Consider the following 17,207-nt stretch of genomic DNA (forward strand, 5'->3'; position numbering starts at 1 on the left):
CCCCGAGTATGCGTGCCCCCACGATCACAGGGAACGCGGGGGAAGCAGCGGGCCCCGGGGGATCCGTCACAGCGTGCGCAGCAGCACCGCCGGGTGTTCCACGCAGTCCGCCACGTACCGCAGGAACCCGCCCGCGGTGCCGCCGTCGCAGACCCGGTGGTCGAAGGTGAGCGAGAGCTCGACCACCTGCCGCACCGCAAGCTCTCCCTCGTGCACCCAGGGCTTGGGGATGATGCGGCCGACACCCAGCATCGCGGCCTCGGGGTGGTTGATGATCGGCGTGGAGCCGTCGACGCCGAACACGCCGTAGTTGTTCAACGTGAAGGTGCCGCCGGTGAGTTCCGCCGGGGTGAGGGTGCCCGTGCGGGCCGCCTCGGTGAGCCGGGCGAACTCCGCGGTCAGCGACTCCACGTCCCGCGCGTGCGCGTCCCGCACCACCGGGACGACGAGTCCCCGCTCGGTCTGGGCCGCGAACCCGAGGTGCACATGGTCGAGCTGGATGATCTCCCTGGCCTCCATGTCGACCGTGGCGTTGAGCTCGGGGAACCGGGCCAGGGCGGCGGTGCAGATCCGGGCCAGCAGGGCGAGCAGGGAGATCTTCGGCCCGCCGACGGCGTTCATCGCCGTCCGCGCCCGCATGAGTTCCGTCGCGTCGGCGTCCACCCAGCAGGTGGCGTCCGGGATCTCCCGCCGGCTGCGGGAGAGCTTGTCCGCGACGGCGCCGCGAACGCCCTTGAGGGGAACGCGGAGACCGGCGGGGGCGGCGGAGGAACGGGCAGGGGGCTGCGCGGGCGGGACGGCGGCGGAGGGCGCCGGCACCGGCGTCACGGGCGTGTGCGGAGCGGCCGGGGGCTGTGCCGTCCGCCCGTGCACCTCGGCGGCGCGCAGCGCGTACTCCACGTCGGCCCGCAGGATGAGCCCGTCGGGCCCGGAACCGTGCAGCTCCCGCAGATCCAGGCCGTTCTCACGGGCGAGGCGGCGTACGAGGGGGGAGATGACCGGCACGGGTCCGTCGGCCGGCTCCGGGGCGGTGGCATTGCCGTTGGCGGACGCGGGTTCCGCGGGTGGGGCAGCCGGGGCGGGTGCGGCAGGCATCGGCGCCTGCGGCCGTACCCTCCTGCGCCGTGCCGGTGCTTCGGAGGTGCCGTACCCCACCAGCACGTTCCCGGAGCCCTCGGTCTCGGCGCCGGAGGCGGGCGCCCCGACGGCCACCGTCAGCAGCGGCGCGCCCACGGGAAGCTCCTTGCCCTCCTCGCCGAAGCGGGCCGTGACCACACCGGCGTAGGGGCAGGGGATGTCGACCATCGCCTTGGCCGTCTCGACCTCGACGACCGGCTGGTCGACCGCGACGACGTCGCCGACCTCGACCAGCCAGCGCACGATCTCCGCCTCGGTCAGGCCCTCGCCGAGATCCGGCAGCCTGAACTCCAGCACCTGGGCCATCAGCTCTCCGCCTCCCACTGAAGACGCCCCACGGCGTCCAGGATCCGGTCCACGCCGGGCAGGTGGTGACGCTCCAGCATCGGCGGCGGGTAGGGGATGTCGAACCCGGCCACGCGCAGCACCGGCGCCTCCAGGTGGTGGAAGCAGCGCTCCGTGACCCGGGCCGCGATCTCCCCTCCCGGTCCGCCGAACCCGCCCGACTCATGTACGACGACCGCTCGCCCGGTCCGCCGTACCGAGGCGCTGACCGTCTCGTCGTCGAACGGCACCAGCGAGCGCAGGTCGACGACTTCCAGGTCCCACCCCTCCTCCCGCGCCGCCTCGGCGGCTTCGAGGCAGACGGGCACGGACGGACCGTACGTGATGAGCGTGGCGCTCCTCCCCGAGCGCCGCACCACCGCGCGGCCAATCGGTTCAACGGTCTGCGGGTCCTCAGGGTTCCAGGCGTCCTTCGACCAGTACAGCCGCTTGGGCTCCAGGAAGACCACCGGGTCGTCCGAGGCGATGGCGGCGCGCAGCAGGCCGTAGGCGTCGGCGACGGTCGCGGGCGTGACGACATGGAGCCCCGGAGTCGCCATGTAGTACGCCTCGGACGAGTCGCTGTGGTGCTCGACGCCGCCGATGCCGCCGCCGTAGGGAACGCGGATCGTGATCGGGAGCGGCATCTTGCCGCGCGTGCGGTTGCGGGTGCGGGAGACGTGCGAGATCAGCTGCTCGAACGCCGGGTAGGCGAACGCGTCGAACTGCATCTCCACGACCGGGCGCAGGCCGTACATGGCCATGCCCACCGCCGTGCCCAGAATCCCCGCCTCGGCCAGCGGCGTGTCCGTGCAGCGGTCCTCGCCGAACTCCTCGGCGAGCCCGTCGGTGACCCGGAAGACACCGCCGAGGGTGCCGACGTCCTCGCCCATGACATGCACGGCGGGGTCTTCCGCCATGGCGTCGCGGAGCCCGCGGGTGAGGGCCTGCGCCATGGTGGCCGGCTTGACGGCGACGGTGGTCATCGGTGCGACCCTTCCGACTCGGCCTGGAGCTCGGCCCGCAACTGCGCCCGCTGTTCGCGCAGTTGCGGGGTGGGCTCGGCGTACACGTGGGCGAACAGGTCCATCGGGTCGAGGGCCGGGTCCTGGTTCATGCGTTCGCGCAGGTCGGCGGCCATGGTCTCGGCGGCGTCGCGGGCGGCCTGGATGCCGGCCTCGTCGATCAGGCCGCGCTCGGTCAGCTCGTGCTCCAGGAGGGCGATCGGGTCGTGCCCGCGCCAGGTCTCGACCTCGGAGTCGCCTCGGTAGCGGGTCGCGTCGTCGGCGTTGGTGTGGGCGTCGATGCGGTAGGTGATCGCCTCGATCAGCGTGGGCCCGCCGCCCGCGCGGGCGTGCCGTACGGCGTCGCCGACCACCTCGTGCACAGCGGCCGCGTCGTTGCCGTCGACCAGGCGGCCGGGCATGCCGTAGCCGACGGCCTTGTGGGCCAGCGACGGGGCCGCGGTCTGCTTGGCGAGCGGGACGGAGATCGCGAAGCCGTTGTTCTGGACGAGGAAGACGACCGGTGCCCGCCACACGGCGGCGAAGTTCAGCGCCTCGTGGAAGTCGCCCTCGCTGGAGCCGCCGTCGCCGACCATGGCGAGCGCGACCACCTCGTCGCCCTTGAGGCGGGCGGCGTGCGCGAGACCGACGGCGTGCGGGAGCTGGGTGGCGAGCGGCGTGCACAGGGGCGCCACGCGGTGCTCGTGCGGGTCGTAGCCGGTGTGCCAGTCGCCGCGCAGCAGGGTCAGGGCCTGCACGGGGTCCAGCCCGCGCGCCACGGCGGCGAGGGTGTCGCGGTAGCTGGGGAACAGCCAGTCGCGCTCCTCCAGAGCCAGCGCGGCGGCGACCTCGCAGGCCTCCTGGCCGGTGCTGGAGGGGTAGACGGCGAGGCGACCCTGCTTGGTGAGCGCGGTGGCCTGCGTGTTGTACCGGCGGCCGCGCACCAGCTCGGCGTACAGCCGGCGCAGCAGGCCCGGGTCGGCCTTCGTCGCCGCCTCGGTCCCGAGGACGCGGTACGGCTCGGCGTCGGGCAGCAGCGGCGCGGGGTCCATACGGGGCTGCCAGGCGGGCGGCGGCGATGGCCGGTACGCGCCCCGCTGCTCCATGACCGTCATGACGGCACCTCCTCGTGGGAGTGGCTACGGGAGGCGCGGCTTCGGTGACGCGCCTCCCTACCGATTGTTCGGTCGTCGGCACATTTTGGCTACAGGCGGCCTCAGGCTGTGGACAAACGGTTCTCCACAGCCTCCAATGAACGCAGTACGTCCACAGGAGGAAGGTGGGGGGACATGTCGCCTGAACAAATGGCCGAAAGCCCGGACGGCGGCTCCCTCCTGCCACCAGCCCGCCCGCTCGACGCCATCGATCAGGACATCCTCCAGATGCTCCAGGCCGACGGCCGCGCGTCGATACGGTCGGTCGCCGAGCGGGTCCATGTCTCACGCGCCAACGCCTACGCCCGCATCAACCGCCTCGTCGAGGACGGCGTCATCCGCGGGTTCGGTGCCCGCGTCAACCACGAGCGGGCGGGCCACGGAACGTCGGCGTACATCACCCTCAAGATCGTCCAGAACACCTGGCGCACGGTCCGCGAGCAGCTGCGCCTGCTGCCCGGCGCCGCGCACATCGCCCTGGTGGGCGGCGACTTCGACGTACTGATCCTGGTGCACACACCCGACAACCGCGCCCTGCGCGAGCTGGTCCTCACCCGCCTCCAGGCGATCCCGGAGGTACTCAGCACCCGCACGCTGCTGGTGTTCGAGGAGGAGGACCTGGAGCCACAGGGCTGAGCGGTCCGCCCCAGCCGTCAGGCCGAGGCCATCCACATGCCCATCCACACCAGGAGCAGCAACGGAAGGATCGCGCAGACGAGCCCGGCGACGGCAGCCGTCACCCGCAGCATCCGCACGGACCGGCGGTGCGGCAGCGCCCAGGCGAGGGCGAGCAGGCCGAACGCCCAGTACACCGCGCCGCCGATGGCGCCGAGGGCTTTCTCGGCGCCCATGATGAACTCCCACAAGAGGAGGGGAAGTCCGGGCACCGTGGCCACGAGCGGCGCCTTCCACCACGTCGGATCGGCGTCGGAGGGCCGTACGTCGTTCTGGGTCATGCGGCACAGCCCACCAGCCCGCACCGCCCCGGACATCCGTCGGCGTACTCACCCGCCCACGCGCCTGTACTCAGCTCGCCGAGGCGCCGGGGACGGCCCCGCCAGGGGCGGTCAGCCCGCCTGCCGCAGGCCCCCGAAGATCAGCCGCACCACCGTCTCGGCGACCTCGCGTTCGTTCATGCCGCGGCCGTCCGGGCGGTACCACTCCACGATCGAGTTGATCATCCCGAAGACGAGCCGGGTCGCCAGACGTACCTCCACGTCGGCGCGCACCTCCCCGTCCGCGGCGGCCGCCTTCAGCAGTTCGGCGACCTGGTGGTCGAAGTCGCGGCGCCGTTCCAGGGCCCACCGCTCGGTGTCGGTGTTGCCGCGCACGCGCAGCAGCAGCGTCACGTAGGGCAGGTCGCCTATGAGCACCTCGACCATGCGCCGGACGACGTGTTCCAGCCGGTCGGCGGCGTGCCCCACGCGCGCGTGCTCCTCTTCGAGGATCCCGAAGAGCCCGTCGAGAGCACGGCTGACCGCGCGGCGCAGCAGCTCTTCCTTGCCGCTGACGTGGTGGTAGATCGACGACTTGGAGATGCCGGCCGCCTTGGAGAGGTGCTCCATGGAGGTGCCGTCGTAGCCGCGCTCGTTGAAGACCTGCACGGCGACGGAGAGCAGCGTCTCCGGGGTGTACGTGTCGCGCTTGGCCGTGGTCATGAGGTGTTGCCCTCCCGCTTGTCGGAGGCGTACGCGTGGCGGTACAGCGCCAGGGACGGCGCGTAGCGCCCGGAGGGGTCGCGCAGGTGCAGGTCGTCGAGGAGGGCGTACGCCCAGTTGCGGCCGAGCCTGCGGCTCCACTCGAAGGGGCCGAGCGGGTAGTTCACTCCGAGGCGCATCGCGGTGTCGATGTCCTCCTCGGTGGCCACGCCCTTGGCGACGGCGTCGTGCGCCAGGTCGACGATCCGGGCGACCGTGCGGGCGACGATCATGCCGGGGACGTCGCCGATGACGCTGACGTTCTTGCCGAGCGCCTGGAAGAGGCCGGTGGCCTCGGCGAGGGTCTGGGGCGAGGTGTCCTGGGAGGCGGACAGGGCGATCCGGGTGGCCCGGCGGTAGTCCAGGGCGAGGTCGAAATAGACGACGTCCCGGAACTCCACCGACGTCTGGCCGTCGGCGAGCGCGAGCTGGCCACCGCTCGGCAGCACCAGGCGGGTGCCGTGGTCCTCGTCCTCCTCGCGCACCGGGATGCCCGCCTCGCGGATCAGCGCGAGCAGCTCGGAGGCCGGGCCCAGGTCACCCTCGACGACGACATGGGCGGGCGGCCGGCTCTTCTCCGCGGTGTGCGGCTCGTCGCGCTCGGCGGCCCCGTTCCCGTCGGAGTAGTCGTACCAGCCCTGTCCGCTCTTGCGGCCGAGCCGGCCCGCCTCCACCAGGCGCCGCTGGGCGAGCGAGGGCGTGAAGCGCACGTCCTGGAAGAAGGACTGCCACACGGAGTGCGTGACGGACTCGTTGACGTCCTGCCCGATGAGGTCGGTGAGCTCGAACGCGCCCATCTTGAAGCCGCCGCACTCGCGCAGAACGGCGTCGATGGTGGCCGGGTCGGCTCCTTGCGCCTCGTAGACGGCGAGGGCCTCGGCGTAGAAGGGCCGGGCGATGCGGTTGACGATGAAGCCGGGGGTGTCCGCGCAGGCGACCGGCGTCTTGCCCCAGGCCCGTGCCGTCTCGTACGCGCGCGTGGCCGACGTGACGTCGCTGGCGAACCCGGAGACGACCTCGACGAGCGGCAGCAGCGGCGCGGGGTTGAAGAAGTGCAGGCCGACGAAGCGGCCGGGGTTCTCCAGAGCACCACCGATGGCCGTCACCGACAGGGACGAGGTGTTGCTGGCCAGCAGGCAGTCCTCGCCGACGATGCCCTCCAGCTCCCGGAACAGCTCCTGTTTGACGTCCAGGCGCTCCAGGACGGCCTCGATGACCAGGGTGCAGTCCGCGAGGTCGGCGAGCGACTGCGCGGGCAGCAGCCGGGCGCGGGCCGCGTCGCGGTCGGCGCCGGCGAGGCGCTCCTTCTCGACGAGCCGGTCGAGGCGGGCGCCGATCGCGTCGGCCGCGGTCTGGGCACGCCCGGGAGCGGCGTCGTACAGCCGTACGGGATGGCCCGCGATCAACGCGACCTGCGCGATGCCCTGGCCCATGGTGCCGGTGCCGACGACGGCCACGGGGCTGTTGAGGTCGAGTGCTGTCATGTGCGCGATCCTCCCGCACGGGGTTTTCCACAGATGCGGCGGACCCCCTTGAACCGACCGATCGTTCGGTTACTCTAACTCTGACTGCCTGTTCCTGCCCATGTTTCTGCCCAGGTCATGAGCTCGACGGAGAGCTCTGGAAACGAGGAGTTGGTCCCGCATGGCCGCCGAACTGACCGCCCACGAGCTGATCGCCAAGCACCGGCCCACCCTCGACCAGGCGCTGGAGGCGATCCGCACCCGCGCCTACTGGTCCCCGCACCCCGAGCACCCCAAGGCCTACGGTGAGAACGGCAGCCTGGACGCGGCGGCGGGCAAGGCCGCCTTCGACGCCCTCCTCGGTGGCCGCCTCGACCTCGGCCAGCCCGGCACGGACGGCTGGGTGGGCGGCGAGGTGTCCCCGTACGGCATCGAGCTGGGCGTCGAGTACCCGCACGCGAACATCGACGAGCTGCTGCCGGCCATGCGGTCCGGCATGCGCGCGTGGCGCGACGCGGGCGCGGAGATGCGCGCGGTGGTCTGCGTGGAGATCCTCAAGCGGATCAGCGACCGGACCCACGAGTTCGCGCACGCGGTCATGCACACCTCCGGCCAGGCGTTCATGATGGCCTTCCAGGCGGGCGGCCCGCACGCGCAGGACCGGGGCCTGGAGGCCGTGGCGTACGCGTACGTCGAGCAGGTCCGCACCCCCGACACCGCGGAGTGGACCAAGCCGCAGGGCAAGCGCGACCCACTCGCGCTGAACAAGCAGTTCACGCCGGTCCCGCGCGGCATCGGCATGGTCATCGGATGCAACACCTTCCCGACCTGGAACGGCTACCCCGGCCTGTTCGCCTCCCTCGCCACCGGCAACGCGGTCCTCGTGAAGCCCCACCCGCGCGCGGTCCTGCCGCTCGCGCTGACCGTGCAGGTCGCCCGGCAGGTGCTCACCGAGGCGGGCTTCGACCCGAACCTGGTCTCGCTGGCCGCCGAGCGGCCGGGTGAGGGCATCGCCAAGACCCTGGCCACCCGCCCCGAGATCCGGGTCATCGACTACACCGGCTCGACCGTGTTCGGCGACTGGCTGGAGACCAACGCCCGCCAGGCGCAGGTCTACACGGAGAAGGCCGGCGTCAACACGGTGGTCGTCGACTCGACGGACGACTACAAGGGCATGCTGTCCAACCTGGCCTTCTCCCTGTCCCTGTACAGCGGCCAGATGTGCACCACCCCGCAGAACCTGCTGATCCCCCGCGAGGGCATCCGCACCGACGAGGGCCCCCGCACCTATGACGAGGTCGTCGCCGACCTCGCCCGCTCGGTCGACGGCCTCCTCGGCGACGACGCCCGCGCGAACGCCCTGCTCGGCGCGATCGTCAACCCGGACGTGAAGGCCCGTCTGGAGGCCGCGGCGGGGCTGGGCGAAGTCGCCCTCGCCTCCCGGGAGATCGCCAACCCGGACTTCCCGGACGCGGTGGTCCGTACGCCGGTGATCGTGAAGCTGGACGGGGCCAAGCCGGACGACGAGGCCGCGTACATGAGCGAGTGCTTCGGCCCGGTGTCGTTCGCCGTGGCGGTGGACTCGGCGGCGGACGCGGTGGAGCTGCTGCGGCGGACCGTGCGGGAGAAGGGTGCGATGACCGTCGGGGCGTACACCACCGACGACGAGGTCGAGGGCGCGCTTCAGGAGGTCTGTCTGGAGGAGGCGGCCCAGTTGTCGCTGAACCTCACGGGTGGGGTGTACGTGAACCAGACGGCCGCGTTCTCCGACTTCCACGGTTCGGGCGGTAACCCGGCCGCCAACTCGGCGCTGTGCGACGGGGCGTTCGTGGCGAACCGGTTCCGGGTCGTCGAGGTGCGCCGGGAGGCCTAGACCGGGAAAGCGCCCCCGGTGAGGCTCCAGTGGTACAGCGTCATCGCCACGCTCGTGGCGAGGTTGTAGCTGGAGACCTGGGGGCGCATCGGCAGGGACACCAGATGGTCGGCACGCGCGCGCAGTTCGGCGGACAGCCCGCTGCGTTCGGAGCCGAAGGCGAGGACGGCGTCGTCCGGGAGCTTGCCGCCCCGGATGTCGTCGCCCTCCGGGTCCAGCGCGAAGACCGGCCCGGACGGCAGTTCGTCCACGCCCAGCCGCTCCACCGCCGTCGCGAAGTGCAGGCCCGCCCCGCCCCGTACGACCGTGGGGTGCCAGGGGTCCAGCGTGCCGGTGGTGACCACGCCGGTCGCGCCGAAGCCGGCCGCCAGGCGGATCACCGCGCCCGCGTTGCCGAGGTTGCGGGGGTTGTCGAGGACCACGACCGGAGCGGTACGGGGGCGGTGCGCCAGCCTTTCCAGGTGGACGGAGCGCGACGGCCGTACGGCCAGGGCGGCCACCGCGGTGGGATGCGGGCGCGGCACGAGCGAGGTGTACGTCGCCTCCGGGACCTGCGTCAGGAGCGCGTCCAGCGCATCCCGTACGTCCGGCGCCAGCTCGTCGGCGAGGGCCAGCGTGGCCGCCCGGTCGACGGCGACCGCCACCGGGACCTCCGCTCCGAAGCGCACGGCGTGCTTGAGGGCGTGGAAGCCGTCGAGCAGCACCGAGGTGTCGGCAAGCCGGTTCCACGAGGTCACGGTCATGCCGTGAAGCCTACGTGCGTGTGCTCGGGGTTCTCCGGGGTGCGCGGTGCGGGGAGCTCCGTACGGTCGTCACCGCGCCCCGCCAGACGCGACAGGCCGCCACGCGCGCGTACGGCCCAGTCGCCCAGCCGGCGCAGGAACGAGGTCGGCAGGAAGACCGCGTCCGCCGCGATCATCGCCAGGGAGAAGAACGGCAGCCCGAGGACGACCGCGATCACGGCGTGCTCGGTGATCATCGCCGCGAGCAGGACGTTCTTGACCCGCCGGTTGAACAGCGTGAACGGGAAGGCGACCTGCACGATGACCGTGCCGTAGGTGATGAGCATCACCATCGTCCCGCTGGAGGACAGCAGGTCGGCGAGGGCGGGCCAGGGCGAGAAGTAGTCGAGGTGCAGCGGGTAGTGAACGGCGGTGCCGTCCTGCCAGCGGGAGCCCTGGATCTTGTACCAGCCGGCGGTCGCGTAGATCAGACACGCCTCGGCCATGATCACCAGCAGGGCGCCGTTGTGCACGACGTTGCCGACGACGTCGAGCAGGATGCGGGGCTCGGGGGTCGTCGCGCGGTGGCCCACGATCCACCACACGGCCTGCGCCAGCCAGACGCCCCACAGGATCACCGGCACGGTCAGGTCACCGTCGAGGCGGCCCGCCACGGTCACCGAGACCAGCGCGACCCCGAGCACGCCCCAGAGGGCCGGGCCGAGCCGGTCGGGCCGGATCCGCTCGCCACGCGCGCGTGCCTCGCGCGCGAGCCTGGCCCGGCGCTCGTCCAGCGACCACACCTGGCCGCAGCGCGTGAACACGAGGTAGACGCACATCAGGTGCAGGACGTTGTCGCCGCCGTCGCCCATGAAGATGGAGCGGTTCTGCAGCGAGAGCACGCCCACCATGAACAGCACGGACATCGTGCGGGTACGCCAGCCGAGCAGCAGCAGCACGCTGGTCAGGACGGCGAAGGCGTAGACGCTCTCGAACCAGAGCTGGCTGTTCGACCAGATCAGAGCGGTGAAGGAGCCGTTCGTCCCGATCAGCTGCTGGGCCAGGTCGAAGTCCCAGGGGCCGTCGGGGCCGTACAGCTCCTGGCGGTGGGGGAACTCGCGCAGCAGGAACAGCAGCCAGGTCGCGGTGAAGCCGATGCGGATGACCGCCGTCTGCCAGGGACCGAGGGCGGACTCGGTGACGCGGGCGATGGCCGCGGAGACCGCGAGCGCGAAGCGGTTCACCGGGCGCCCTCCTCGGCCCCGACCGACCACCAGCGCAGCATCCGGTAGGACGGCTTGTCCGAGACCTGCTCGTCGCTCCACTTCGGCGGGTGCACGTTGGTGGTGCGGGAGCGGACCTGGACGCGTTCGAGAGCGCCGCCCTCGCCGGCCGCGTTCGCGCGGTCGAGACGCAGCTCCACTATGTGCCGCAGATATGTCTCGGACAGGGCTCCGCGCAGGCCCACGGGACGGTTCTGGGCGTCATGCGTGGCGACGAAGAAGTCCCAGGCCCGGCGCAGCTCGTTCTGCTGGGTGTGGCTCGGCAGCAGATTGCCGTCGATGGCCCGGCCGTCCTGGGCCGACAGGTCGTACCAGGCGGTGGTGCGGCTGCCGCCGTCGGCCGTGCCGACCTGGGCGCGGACCTGCACCGCGATGTTCTGCTGGAGCGGGTTGGGGGCGAACAGCTTCCAGTTCTGTTCGAACTCCGGATATATCCAGTCGTCGATCGCCTTGCCGTGCTGCTTGGTGACCGTGTTCGGCGGGGCGACATGCAGGAAGACCATGGCCGTGTGGACACAGACCGCGATGCCCACGACCGCGAGGGCGAGGGCCGCGCCGATCTGGTACCGCAGGGAGAGGGCTGCCACACCGGTGCGGGGTTCCAGGGCCGACGGGGCGGGAACGCTGGGCGCAACCGGGGAAGCGGGCGGGGGCGCGAGGGCGGACGGGGTGTCCCGCGGCTCCTCCTGCGGCCCGTGGCGGGCGGCCGAGCCCGCGTCGTAGGCGTCCATGCTGCCCCGTTCCCTGATTCCGGTTCGTCTTCCCTCAGCGCTCGCACGGGAACGGTACTCAGGCCCACCCGCCGGGCACAGCCCCTGTCGGGCCGACGTTGCCCACACCTTACGGGGGTCCGACGAGGACCATTCCCTTCTTCTAGAACCTGTTCTATCTTGACGCTCCGTCAGATCGCCGTGCGTGTGGAAGGGCAGGGACCGTGGACTTCACCTTCACCGAGGAGCAGCAGGCGGCGGCCGAGGCGGCGCGCGGGGTGCTCGCCGGGGTCGCGCCGGACGCGGTGCCCTCTCCCGCGCTCACGCCGGGCGCCGTCGCCGACGGATTCGACCGCCCGCTGTGGGGCCGGCTCGCGAACGCGGACCTGCTGAGCCTGCTGCTCGCCCCGGAGCACGGCGGGGCCGGCCTCGACGCCATCGCGCTGTGCCTGGTGCTGCGCGAGTCGGCGAAGGTACTGGCCCGGGTGCCGCTGCTGGAGAGCAGCGCGGCGATGGCCGCCGTCCAGGCGTACGGCGGCCCGGAGCTCAAGGCCGAACTGCTGGCGCGGGCGGGGCGCGGCGAGGTCGTCCTGACGGTCGCCGCGCACGGCCGCACCGGCCACGACCCGGCCGAGCTCGCGGTGACCGCCCGGCAGGACGGTCCGGGGTGGGTGCTGGACGGGGTGCAGACCGCCGTGCCCTGGGCGTACGACGCCGATCTCGTCGTCGTGCCGGCCCGGACTGCAGCCGACCGGACCGTCCTCGCGCTGGTGCCGCGCGACGCGCAGGGGGTCTCGCTCGCCGAGCAGTTCTCGACCAGCGGGGAGCGCTTGGGGGAGCTGCGGCTGGACTCGGCGCGGCTCGCGGCGCGGGACGTCCTCGACGCCGAGGGCGCCTGGGAGTGGCTGCGGGACCTACTGGCCACCGGGACGTGTGCGCTGGCGCTCGGGCTGGGTGAGCGGGTGCTGGGGATGACCTCGGACTACGCGAGCAAGCGGGAGCAGTTCGGGCACCCGATCGCCACCTTCCAGGCGGTGGCGGTGCAGTCCGCCGACCGCTACATCGACCTGCGCGCGATGGAGGCCACCCTCTGGCAGGCCGCGTGGCGGATCGCGTCGGGGGCGCCGGGGTCGCTGCCGGCGTCCGGGGACGTGGCCGTGGCCAAGATCTGGGCCTCGGAGGGCGTACGGCGGGTCGTGCAGACGGCCCAGCATCTGCACGGCGGCTTCGGCGCCGACGTCGACTACCCGCTGCACCGGTACCACGCCTGGGCCAAGCACCTGGAACTGGCACTCGGCCCGGCGGCGGCCCACGAGGAGGCCCTGGGGGACCTGCTGGCGGCACATCCGCTCAGCTGACCCGCGGACCCGGGGTGCGCTACAGCACGTACCCCGGTTGTCCCTCGTCGTCCAGCACGGGGCGTCCGACCGCCGCCCACACCTGCATGCCGCCGTCGACGTTCACGGCGTCGATGCCCTGCTGGACGAGGTACATCGCGACCTGCGCCGAACGCCCGCCGGAGCGGCAGATGACATGGACACGGGCGTCCTGCGGGGCGGCCTCGGTCAGCTCGCCGTAGCGGGCGACGAATTCGCTGATGGGGATGTGCAGTGCGCCTTCGGCATGACCTGCCTGCCACTCGTCGTCCTCGCGGACGTCCAGCAGGAAGTCGTCGGCCTTGAGGTCGGTGACCTCGACTGTGGGCACGGAAGATCCGAAGTTCATGGCCCCGACGCTACCTGACCGGTGCGGCCGCGTTGAGGGCTTCTGAAGGGCTGCTGGAACGAGAGCGCCCGCTAGCCGAGCAGTGCCACCAGCTCCGCTTCCCGCGCCGCCACCTGGGCCAGGAGCTGGTCGGCGATCTCGTCGAGGAGGCGGTCGGGGTCGTCCGGGGCGAGGCGGAGCATCGCCCCGATCGCGCCCTCCTCCAGGTCCTTCGCGACCAGCGTGAGCATCTCCTTGCGCTGGGCGAGCCATTCGAGGCGGGCGTAGAGCTCCTCGGCGGGGGTGGGGCCCTGTTCCTTGGGCACCGGTCCCGCCGCCCACTCCTCGGCCAGCTCCCGCAGCAGCGCCTCGTCGCCGCGGGCGTACGCCGCGTTGACCCGGGTGATGAACTCCTCGCGCCGGGAACGCTCGGCCGTTTCCTGGGCGAGATCGGGGTGGGCCTTGCGGGCCAGCTCGCGGTAGAGCTTGCGGGCCTCGTCGCTGGGGCGCACCCGCTGCGGCGGTCGCACCGGCTGGTCCGTGAGCATCGCCGCGGCCTCCGGGAACAGCCCCTCGCCGTCCATCCAGCCGTGGAACAGCTCCTCGACGCCGGGCATCGGCAGCACCCGGGCCCGGGCCTCGTCGGCCTTGCGGATGTCCTCGGGGTCGCCGGTGCGGGCGGCCGTGGCCTCGGCGATCCGGGCGTCCAGCTCGTCGAGGCGGGCGTACATCGGGCCGAGCTTCTGGTGGTGCAGCCGGGAGAAGTTCTCCACCTCCACACGGAAGGTCTCCACGGCGATCTCGTACTCGATCAACGCCTGCTCGGCGGCCCGCACGGCCCGCTCCAGCCGCTCCTCGGGCCGCTCGGCCCCGTCCTCGGCCGTCACCTGCGCCTCACCACCTTGCTCAGCTCCACCAGCGGGCACCTCGGCACCGCCCCGCGTCCCCGCATCGGCGGGCTCGGCCTGGGACTGCTCAGCTTCCGGCGTCGTCACCCGACCAGCGTAGGCCACGCTGTGACCGCGTCGGCTGAGCGGAGTTCCAGGCACCGCCGCCCGGAGGACACCGGCGCCACCCGCCCGCCGGCCGCAGAGCGCTCCGCCCCTGGACTCCGGTCGGCATCAGCCCGGGGCCGACCGGCCACCGCCCGCGCCCACCCGTAGCCGCGGCGCGCACCCCCGCCGCACCCACACAGGCCGCCGCAGGCATCCCGCCCGGACGCCCGCGCTGTGTCACCTTCCGACCGCGCGCCCGCACCGCGTCACACCCCGGCCTCCGCCGCGATCCGGCCCGACCGGACCGCCGCCACCAGCGCGGTGTGGTCCGCCTCGGTGCGGTCGGCGTAGGTGACGGCGAACGTGGCGATCGCCTCGTCCAGTTCGTCGTTCTTGCCGCAGTAGCCGGAGACCAGCCGGGGGTCGGCGCTGTGGGAGTGGGCGCGCGCCAGGAGGGCGCCGGTCATGCGGGCGTAGTCGTCTATCTGGTCGGCGGCCAGCGCGGCCGGGTCGACGCTGCCCTTGCGGTTGCGGAACTGGCGTACCTGGAAGGGGAGTCCGTCGACCGTCGTCCAGCCCAGCAGCACGTCGCTGACCACCTGCATGCGCTTCTGGCCGAGCACCACGCGCCGCCCCTCGTGCTCCGCCTCCGGCGCCTCGAAGCCGGCCGTCACCAGATGCGGGACGAGGACCGAGGGGCGGGCCTCCTTCACCTGGAGGACCAGGGACTCGCCCCGGTGGTCCAGGAGCAGGACGACGTACGAGCGGGCGCCGACGCTGCCCGTGCCCACCACACGGAACGCCACGTCGTGCACCGAGTGGCGGGCGAGGAGGGGATGGCGGTCCTCGGAGAGCGTGGTGAGGTAGCCCTCCAGCGAGGCCGCCACCGCCGCCGCCTCCGCGTCCGGTACCCCGCGCAGTACGGGCGGGGCGTCTACGAACCGGCGGCCGCCGTCCTCGGTCGGCTCCGTCGACTTGGCCGCGAAGCGCCCGCTGGTGTTGGCCCGCGCCTTCTCCGCGACCCGCTCCAGCGTGCCGAGCAGATCATGGGCGTCGGTGTGCGAGACCAGTTCCTCGTCCGCGATCGCGTTCCACGCGTCCAGCACCGGAAGCTTGGCCAGCAGCCGCATGGTGCGCCGGTAGGCGCCGACCGCGTCGCGCGCCGCCTTGCGGCACCGGTCCTCGTCCGCGCCGGCCTCCCGGCCCGCGAGCACGAGCGAGGTGGCGAGCCGCTTGAGGTCCCACTCCCAGGGGCCGTACAGCGTCTCGTCGAAGTCGTTCAGATCGATGATCAGGCCGCCACGCGGGTCGCCGTACAGGCCGAAATTGGCCGCGTGCGCGTCGCCGCAGATCTGGGCGCGGATCCGGGTCATGGGGGTGCGGGCGAGGTCGTACGCCATGAGCCCCGCCGAGCCGCGCAGGAACGCGAAGGGCGTCGCCGCCATCCGGCCGACCCGGATCGGGGTGAGCTCGCGAAGCCGTCCGAGGTTGGACTCCTCGACGGCGGCCACGGCGTCAGGGCGGTCGGCGTCGAGATCGAGAAGGGCGTGCTCACCGCGCGGCACCCGCCCGCGCAGCGCCTTGCCCTCCTCCTTGGGCGACCCGCCGCCGGGCCACTCGGCGAAGCCTCGCACGCGGGGCAGCCGACGGGCCGCGGACCCCGACGGCGAGTCCGCCGCCACCGCGGCCGCCTCCGCCGTAGCTCCGGCACCGACCTCGGTCATACCGACCGCCTCCCCCGCTCACACACGACCACCGACACGAACATCAACTCGTGCCGACGTTACAACCGGTGGCCGAAACGCGTCAGACCCTGTGGACAACTCCGCGAGTCCGCGAGACACGGTTGGGGAAATGTGAACGTAGACCCCTGGCTGTGGAAAACCCGGTCAGCAGCCTCCGGACCGCTCCGCGTCCCCCAGATACGCCTTCGCCCACTCAGCCAGCTCGGTGAGCGCGGGCTCCAGCGCGGCGCCCGCCTCCGTCAGCCGGTACACCACCCGCAGCGGCGGCCCCTCGTAGACCTCGCGCACCACGAGCCCCGCGGCGGCGAGTTCGGTGAGCCGGTCGGAGAGCATGCGCTCGCTGATGCCCGGAATCGCCCGGCGCAGGGCGACGAAGTAGGCCGGTCCCGCGGTCAGGACGGACACGATCGGGCCGGTCCAGCGCTTTCCGAGCAGCTGGAAGACCCGGGTGATCCCCTCGTCGACCCGCTTGCACGCCCCTACGTCGCGACTCTGCTCACCCGCCATGCCTCTCAGGGTACTGCCTTCTCGTATGGGGGTGAAAAAAAGTAAGTGACTGTGTTATCCATAGTCGAGTACGAATTCTCAGTCACTGCGGGCAGCCGTCCGCGCCCGCCTCCGTCCCCTCTGGAGACCCTCATGGCAACGCTCCTGCACATCGACTCCTCGGTCTTCCCGTCCGACGCCTCCTCCTCCCGCGCCGTCGCCGACGCCTTCCGTCGCACCTGGCAGGAACAGCACCCCGAGGGCACGGTGATCCACCGCGACCTCGCCACGAACCCCGTGCCGCACATCACCGCCCACGCGCACACCGCCGGTTTCTCCGATCCGGCGACCCACACCCCCGAGCAGGCCGCCGCCTTCGCCGAGCGCGTACGGCTGATCGAGGAGCTGGAGCGTGCGGACGCGGTGCTGATCGGCGCCCCGATGTACAACCTGACGATCCCGTCGACGCTGAAGGCGTGGCTGGACAACGTGGTCCTGTTCGGCCGTACCGCGGGCGACACCCAGTCGGTGAAGGGCACCCCGATCACCGTGGTGGCCAGCCGCGGCGGCGCCTACGGGCCGGGCACTCCGCGCGCGGGCTACGAGTACGTGCAGAACTACCTGTCGGCGGTGCTGGCCGATTTCCTCGGCGCCGACCTCGACTTCATCGTCCCGGAGCTCACGATGGCCCCGGCCGACCCGGGGATGGCCGACCTGCTCCCGCTCTTCGAGGCCTCCCGCGAGCGCGCCCTCGACGAGGCCGCCGCGAAGGCGAAGCAACTGGCCCAGCGGCACGCGGCGTAACCACTTCGGCGGGCACACACGCGTGGCGGGACCCAGACCCACGCACGCGTGGCGGGGAGTCGGCCGCGGCACCGGGCACCCGGTCTCACCCGGAGTCGCCGACTCC

Annotated in this window: 17 protein-coding genes; 4 read left to right on the forward strand and 13 right to left on the reverse strand. The window is 72.5% G+C overall.

Annotation, left to right across the window (positions count from 1 at the left end; translation table 11 throughout):
• Positions 1 to 66 precede the first annotated feature (66 nt).
• The 3 genes from ACFU95_RS34610 to pdhA are packed head-to-tail and all read right to left on the reverse strand — an operon-like array spanning position 67 to position 3,580.
• The gene (locus ACFU95_RS34610; RefSeq protein WP_383836144.1) at positions 67 to 1,443 is read right to left on the reverse strand and encodes a dihydrolipoamide acetyltransferase family protein; all 1,377 of its coding nucleotides are present in this window, start codon (positions 1,441 to 1,443) and stop codon (positions 67 to 69) included.
• A complete protein-coding gene (locus ACFU95_RS34615) occupies positions 1,443 to 2,447 on the reverse strand; it encodes an alpha-ketoacid dehydrogenase subunit beta (protein ID WP_383836147.1) in 1,005 nt (334 codons plus the stop codon). The genes ACFU95_RS34610 and ACFU95_RS34615 overlap by 1 nt, the downstream gene beginning before the upstream one ends.
• Positions 2,444 to 3,580, reverse strand: coding sequence for a pyruvate dehydrogenase (acetyl-transferring) E1 component subunit alpha (gene pdhA / locus ACFU95_RS34620; RefSeq protein WP_383836150.1), 1,137 nt, complete (start codon positions 3,578 to 3,580; stop codon positions 2,444 to 2,446). The genes ACFU95_RS34615 and pdhA overlap by 4 nt, the downstream gene beginning before the upstream one ends.
• Positions 3,581 to 3,769: 189 nt before the next feature.
• Here pdhA and ACFU95_RS34625 point away from each other — a divergent pair, with 189 nt between their 5' ends.
• On the forward strand, positions 3,770 to 4,255 hold the full coding sequence (locus ACFU95_RS34625; protein WP_383836216.1) for an Lrp/AsnC family transcriptional regulator: 486 nt from the start codon (positions 3,770 to 3,772) through the stop codon (positions 4,253 to 4,255).
• Positions 4,256 to 4,272: 17 nt separating this feature from the next.
• Here ACFU95_RS34625 and ACFU95_RS34630 read toward each other — a convergent pair whose 3' ends face one another.
• The 3 genes from ACFU95_RS34630 to ACFU95_RS34640 form a co-directional block, all read right to left on the reverse strand.
• Positions 4,273 to 4,575, reverse strand: a complete 303-nt coding sequence (locus ACFU95_RS34630; protein WP_383836153.1) for a hypothetical protein — start codon at positions 4,573 to 4,575, stop codon at positions 4,273 to 4,275.
• Between the two features lie 111 nt (positions 4,576 to 4,686).
• Positions 4,687 to 5,277, reverse strand: a complete 591-nt coding sequence (locus ACFU95_RS34635; RefSeq protein ID WP_383836156.1) for a TetR/AcrR family transcriptional regulator — start codon at positions 5,275 to 5,277, stop codon at positions 4,687 to 4,689.
• Complete coding sequence (locus ACFU95_RS34640; RefSeq protein WP_383836158.1) at positions 5,274 to 6,800, reverse strand: 3-hydroxyacyl-CoA dehydrogenase; 1,527 nt, start codon at positions 6,798 to 6,800, stop codon at positions 5,274 to 5,276. The genes ACFU95_RS34635 and ACFU95_RS34640 overlap by 4 nt, the downstream gene beginning before the upstream one ends.
• 160 nt (positions 6,801 to 6,960) lie before the next feature.
• Between ACFU95_RS34640 and paaN the strand changes: the two genes are divergently transcribed.
• Positions 6,961 to 8,652, forward strand: a complete 1,692-nt coding sequence (paaN, locus tag ACFU95_RS34645) for a phenylacetic acid degradation protein PaaN (RefSeq protein ID WP_383836161.1) — start codon at positions 6,961 to 6,963, stop codon at positions 8,650 to 8,652.
• Here the strand turns inward: paaN and ACFU95_RS34650 are convergent.
• From ACFU95_RS34650 to ACFU95_RS34660, 3 genes are read right to left on the reverse strand one after another with little or no spacing between them, the layout of a single operon-like run.
• A complete protein-coding gene (locus tag ACFU95_RS34650; protein WP_383836164.1) occupies positions 8,649 to 9,395 on the reverse strand; it encodes a TrmH family RNA methyltransferase in 747 nt (248 codons plus the stop codon). The genes paaN and ACFU95_RS34650 overlap by 4 nt on opposite strands.
• Complete coding sequence (locus ACFU95_RS34655) at positions 9,392 to 10,618, reverse strand: HTTM domain-containing protein (RefSeq protein WP_383836167.1); 1,227 nt, start codon at positions 10,616 to 10,618, stop codon at positions 9,392 to 9,394. The genes ACFU95_RS34650 and ACFU95_RS34655 overlap by 4 nt, the downstream gene beginning before the upstream one ends.
• Positions 10,615 to 11,388 carry a DUF5819 family protein gene (locus tag ACFU95_RS34660; protein WP_383836170.1) on the reverse strand — a complete coding sequence of 258 codons (774 nt, stop codon included), beginning with the start codon at positions 11,386 to 11,388 and terminating at the stop codon, positions 10,615 to 10,617. Before ACFU95_RS34660 ends, ACFU95_RS34655 begins: the two co-directional genes overlap by 4 nt.
• Before the next feature lie 203 nt (positions 11,389 to 11,591).
• Here ACFU95_RS34660 and ACFU95_RS34665 point away from each other — a divergent pair, with 203 nt between their 5' ends.
• Positions 11,592 to 12,725, forward strand: coding sequence for an acyl-CoA dehydrogenase family protein (locus ACFU95_RS34665; RefSeq protein ID WP_383836173.1), 1,134 nt, complete (start codon positions 11,592 to 11,594; stop codon positions 12,723 to 12,725).
• A 19-nt stretch (positions 12,726 to 12,744) separates the two neighbouring features.
• On the opposite strand, the gene ACFU95_RS34670 is transcribed toward ACFU95_RS34665, so the two are convergent.
• The 4 genes from ACFU95_RS34670 to ACFU95_RS34685 form a co-directional block, all read right to left on the reverse strand.
• Entirely contained in the window at positions 12,745 to 13,074 is a 330-nt protein-coding gene (locus ACFU95_RS34670) for a rhodanese-like domain-containing protein (RefSeq protein ID WP_030050646.1), read from the reverse strand.
• A gap of 89 nt (positions 13,075 to 13,163) precedes the next feature.
• Complete coding sequence (locus ACFU95_RS34675; protein WP_383836176.1) at positions 13,164 to 14,066, reverse strand: J domain-containing protein; 903 nt, start codon at positions 14,064 to 14,066, stop codon at positions 13,164 to 13,166.
• Between the two features lie 266 nt (positions 14,067 to 14,332).
• The gene (locus ACFU95_RS34680; RefSeq protein ID WP_383836179.1) at positions 14,333 to 15,790 is read right to left on the reverse strand and encodes a DUF2252 domain-containing protein; all 1,458 of its coding nucleotides are present in this window, start codon (positions 15,788 to 15,790) and stop codon (positions 14,333 to 14,335) included.
• 165 nt (positions 15,791 to 15,955) lie between these two features.
• The gene (locus tag ACFU95_RS34685; protein WP_383836181.1) at positions 15,956 to 16,318 is read right to left on the reverse strand and encodes a winged helix-turn-helix transcriptional regulator; all 363 of its coding nucleotides are present in this window, start codon (positions 16,316 to 16,318) and stop codon (positions 15,956 to 15,958) included.
• A 132-nt stretch (positions 16,319 to 16,450) separates the two neighbouring features.
• On the opposite strand from ACFU95_RS34685, the gene ACFU95_RS34690 reads away from it, so the two are divergent.
• Entirely contained in the window at positions 16,451 to 17,101 is a 651-nt protein-coding gene (locus tag ACFU95_RS34690; RefSeq protein ID WP_383836184.1) for an FMN-dependent NADH-azoreductase, read from the forward strand.
• The last annotated feature ends 106 nt before the right edge of the window (positions 17,102 to 17,207 follow it).

The organism is Streptomyces sp. NPDC057623, from assembly GCF_042800355.1.
Lineage (GTDB): Bacteria > Actinomycetota > Actinomycetes > Streptomycetales > Streptomycetaceae > Streptomyces.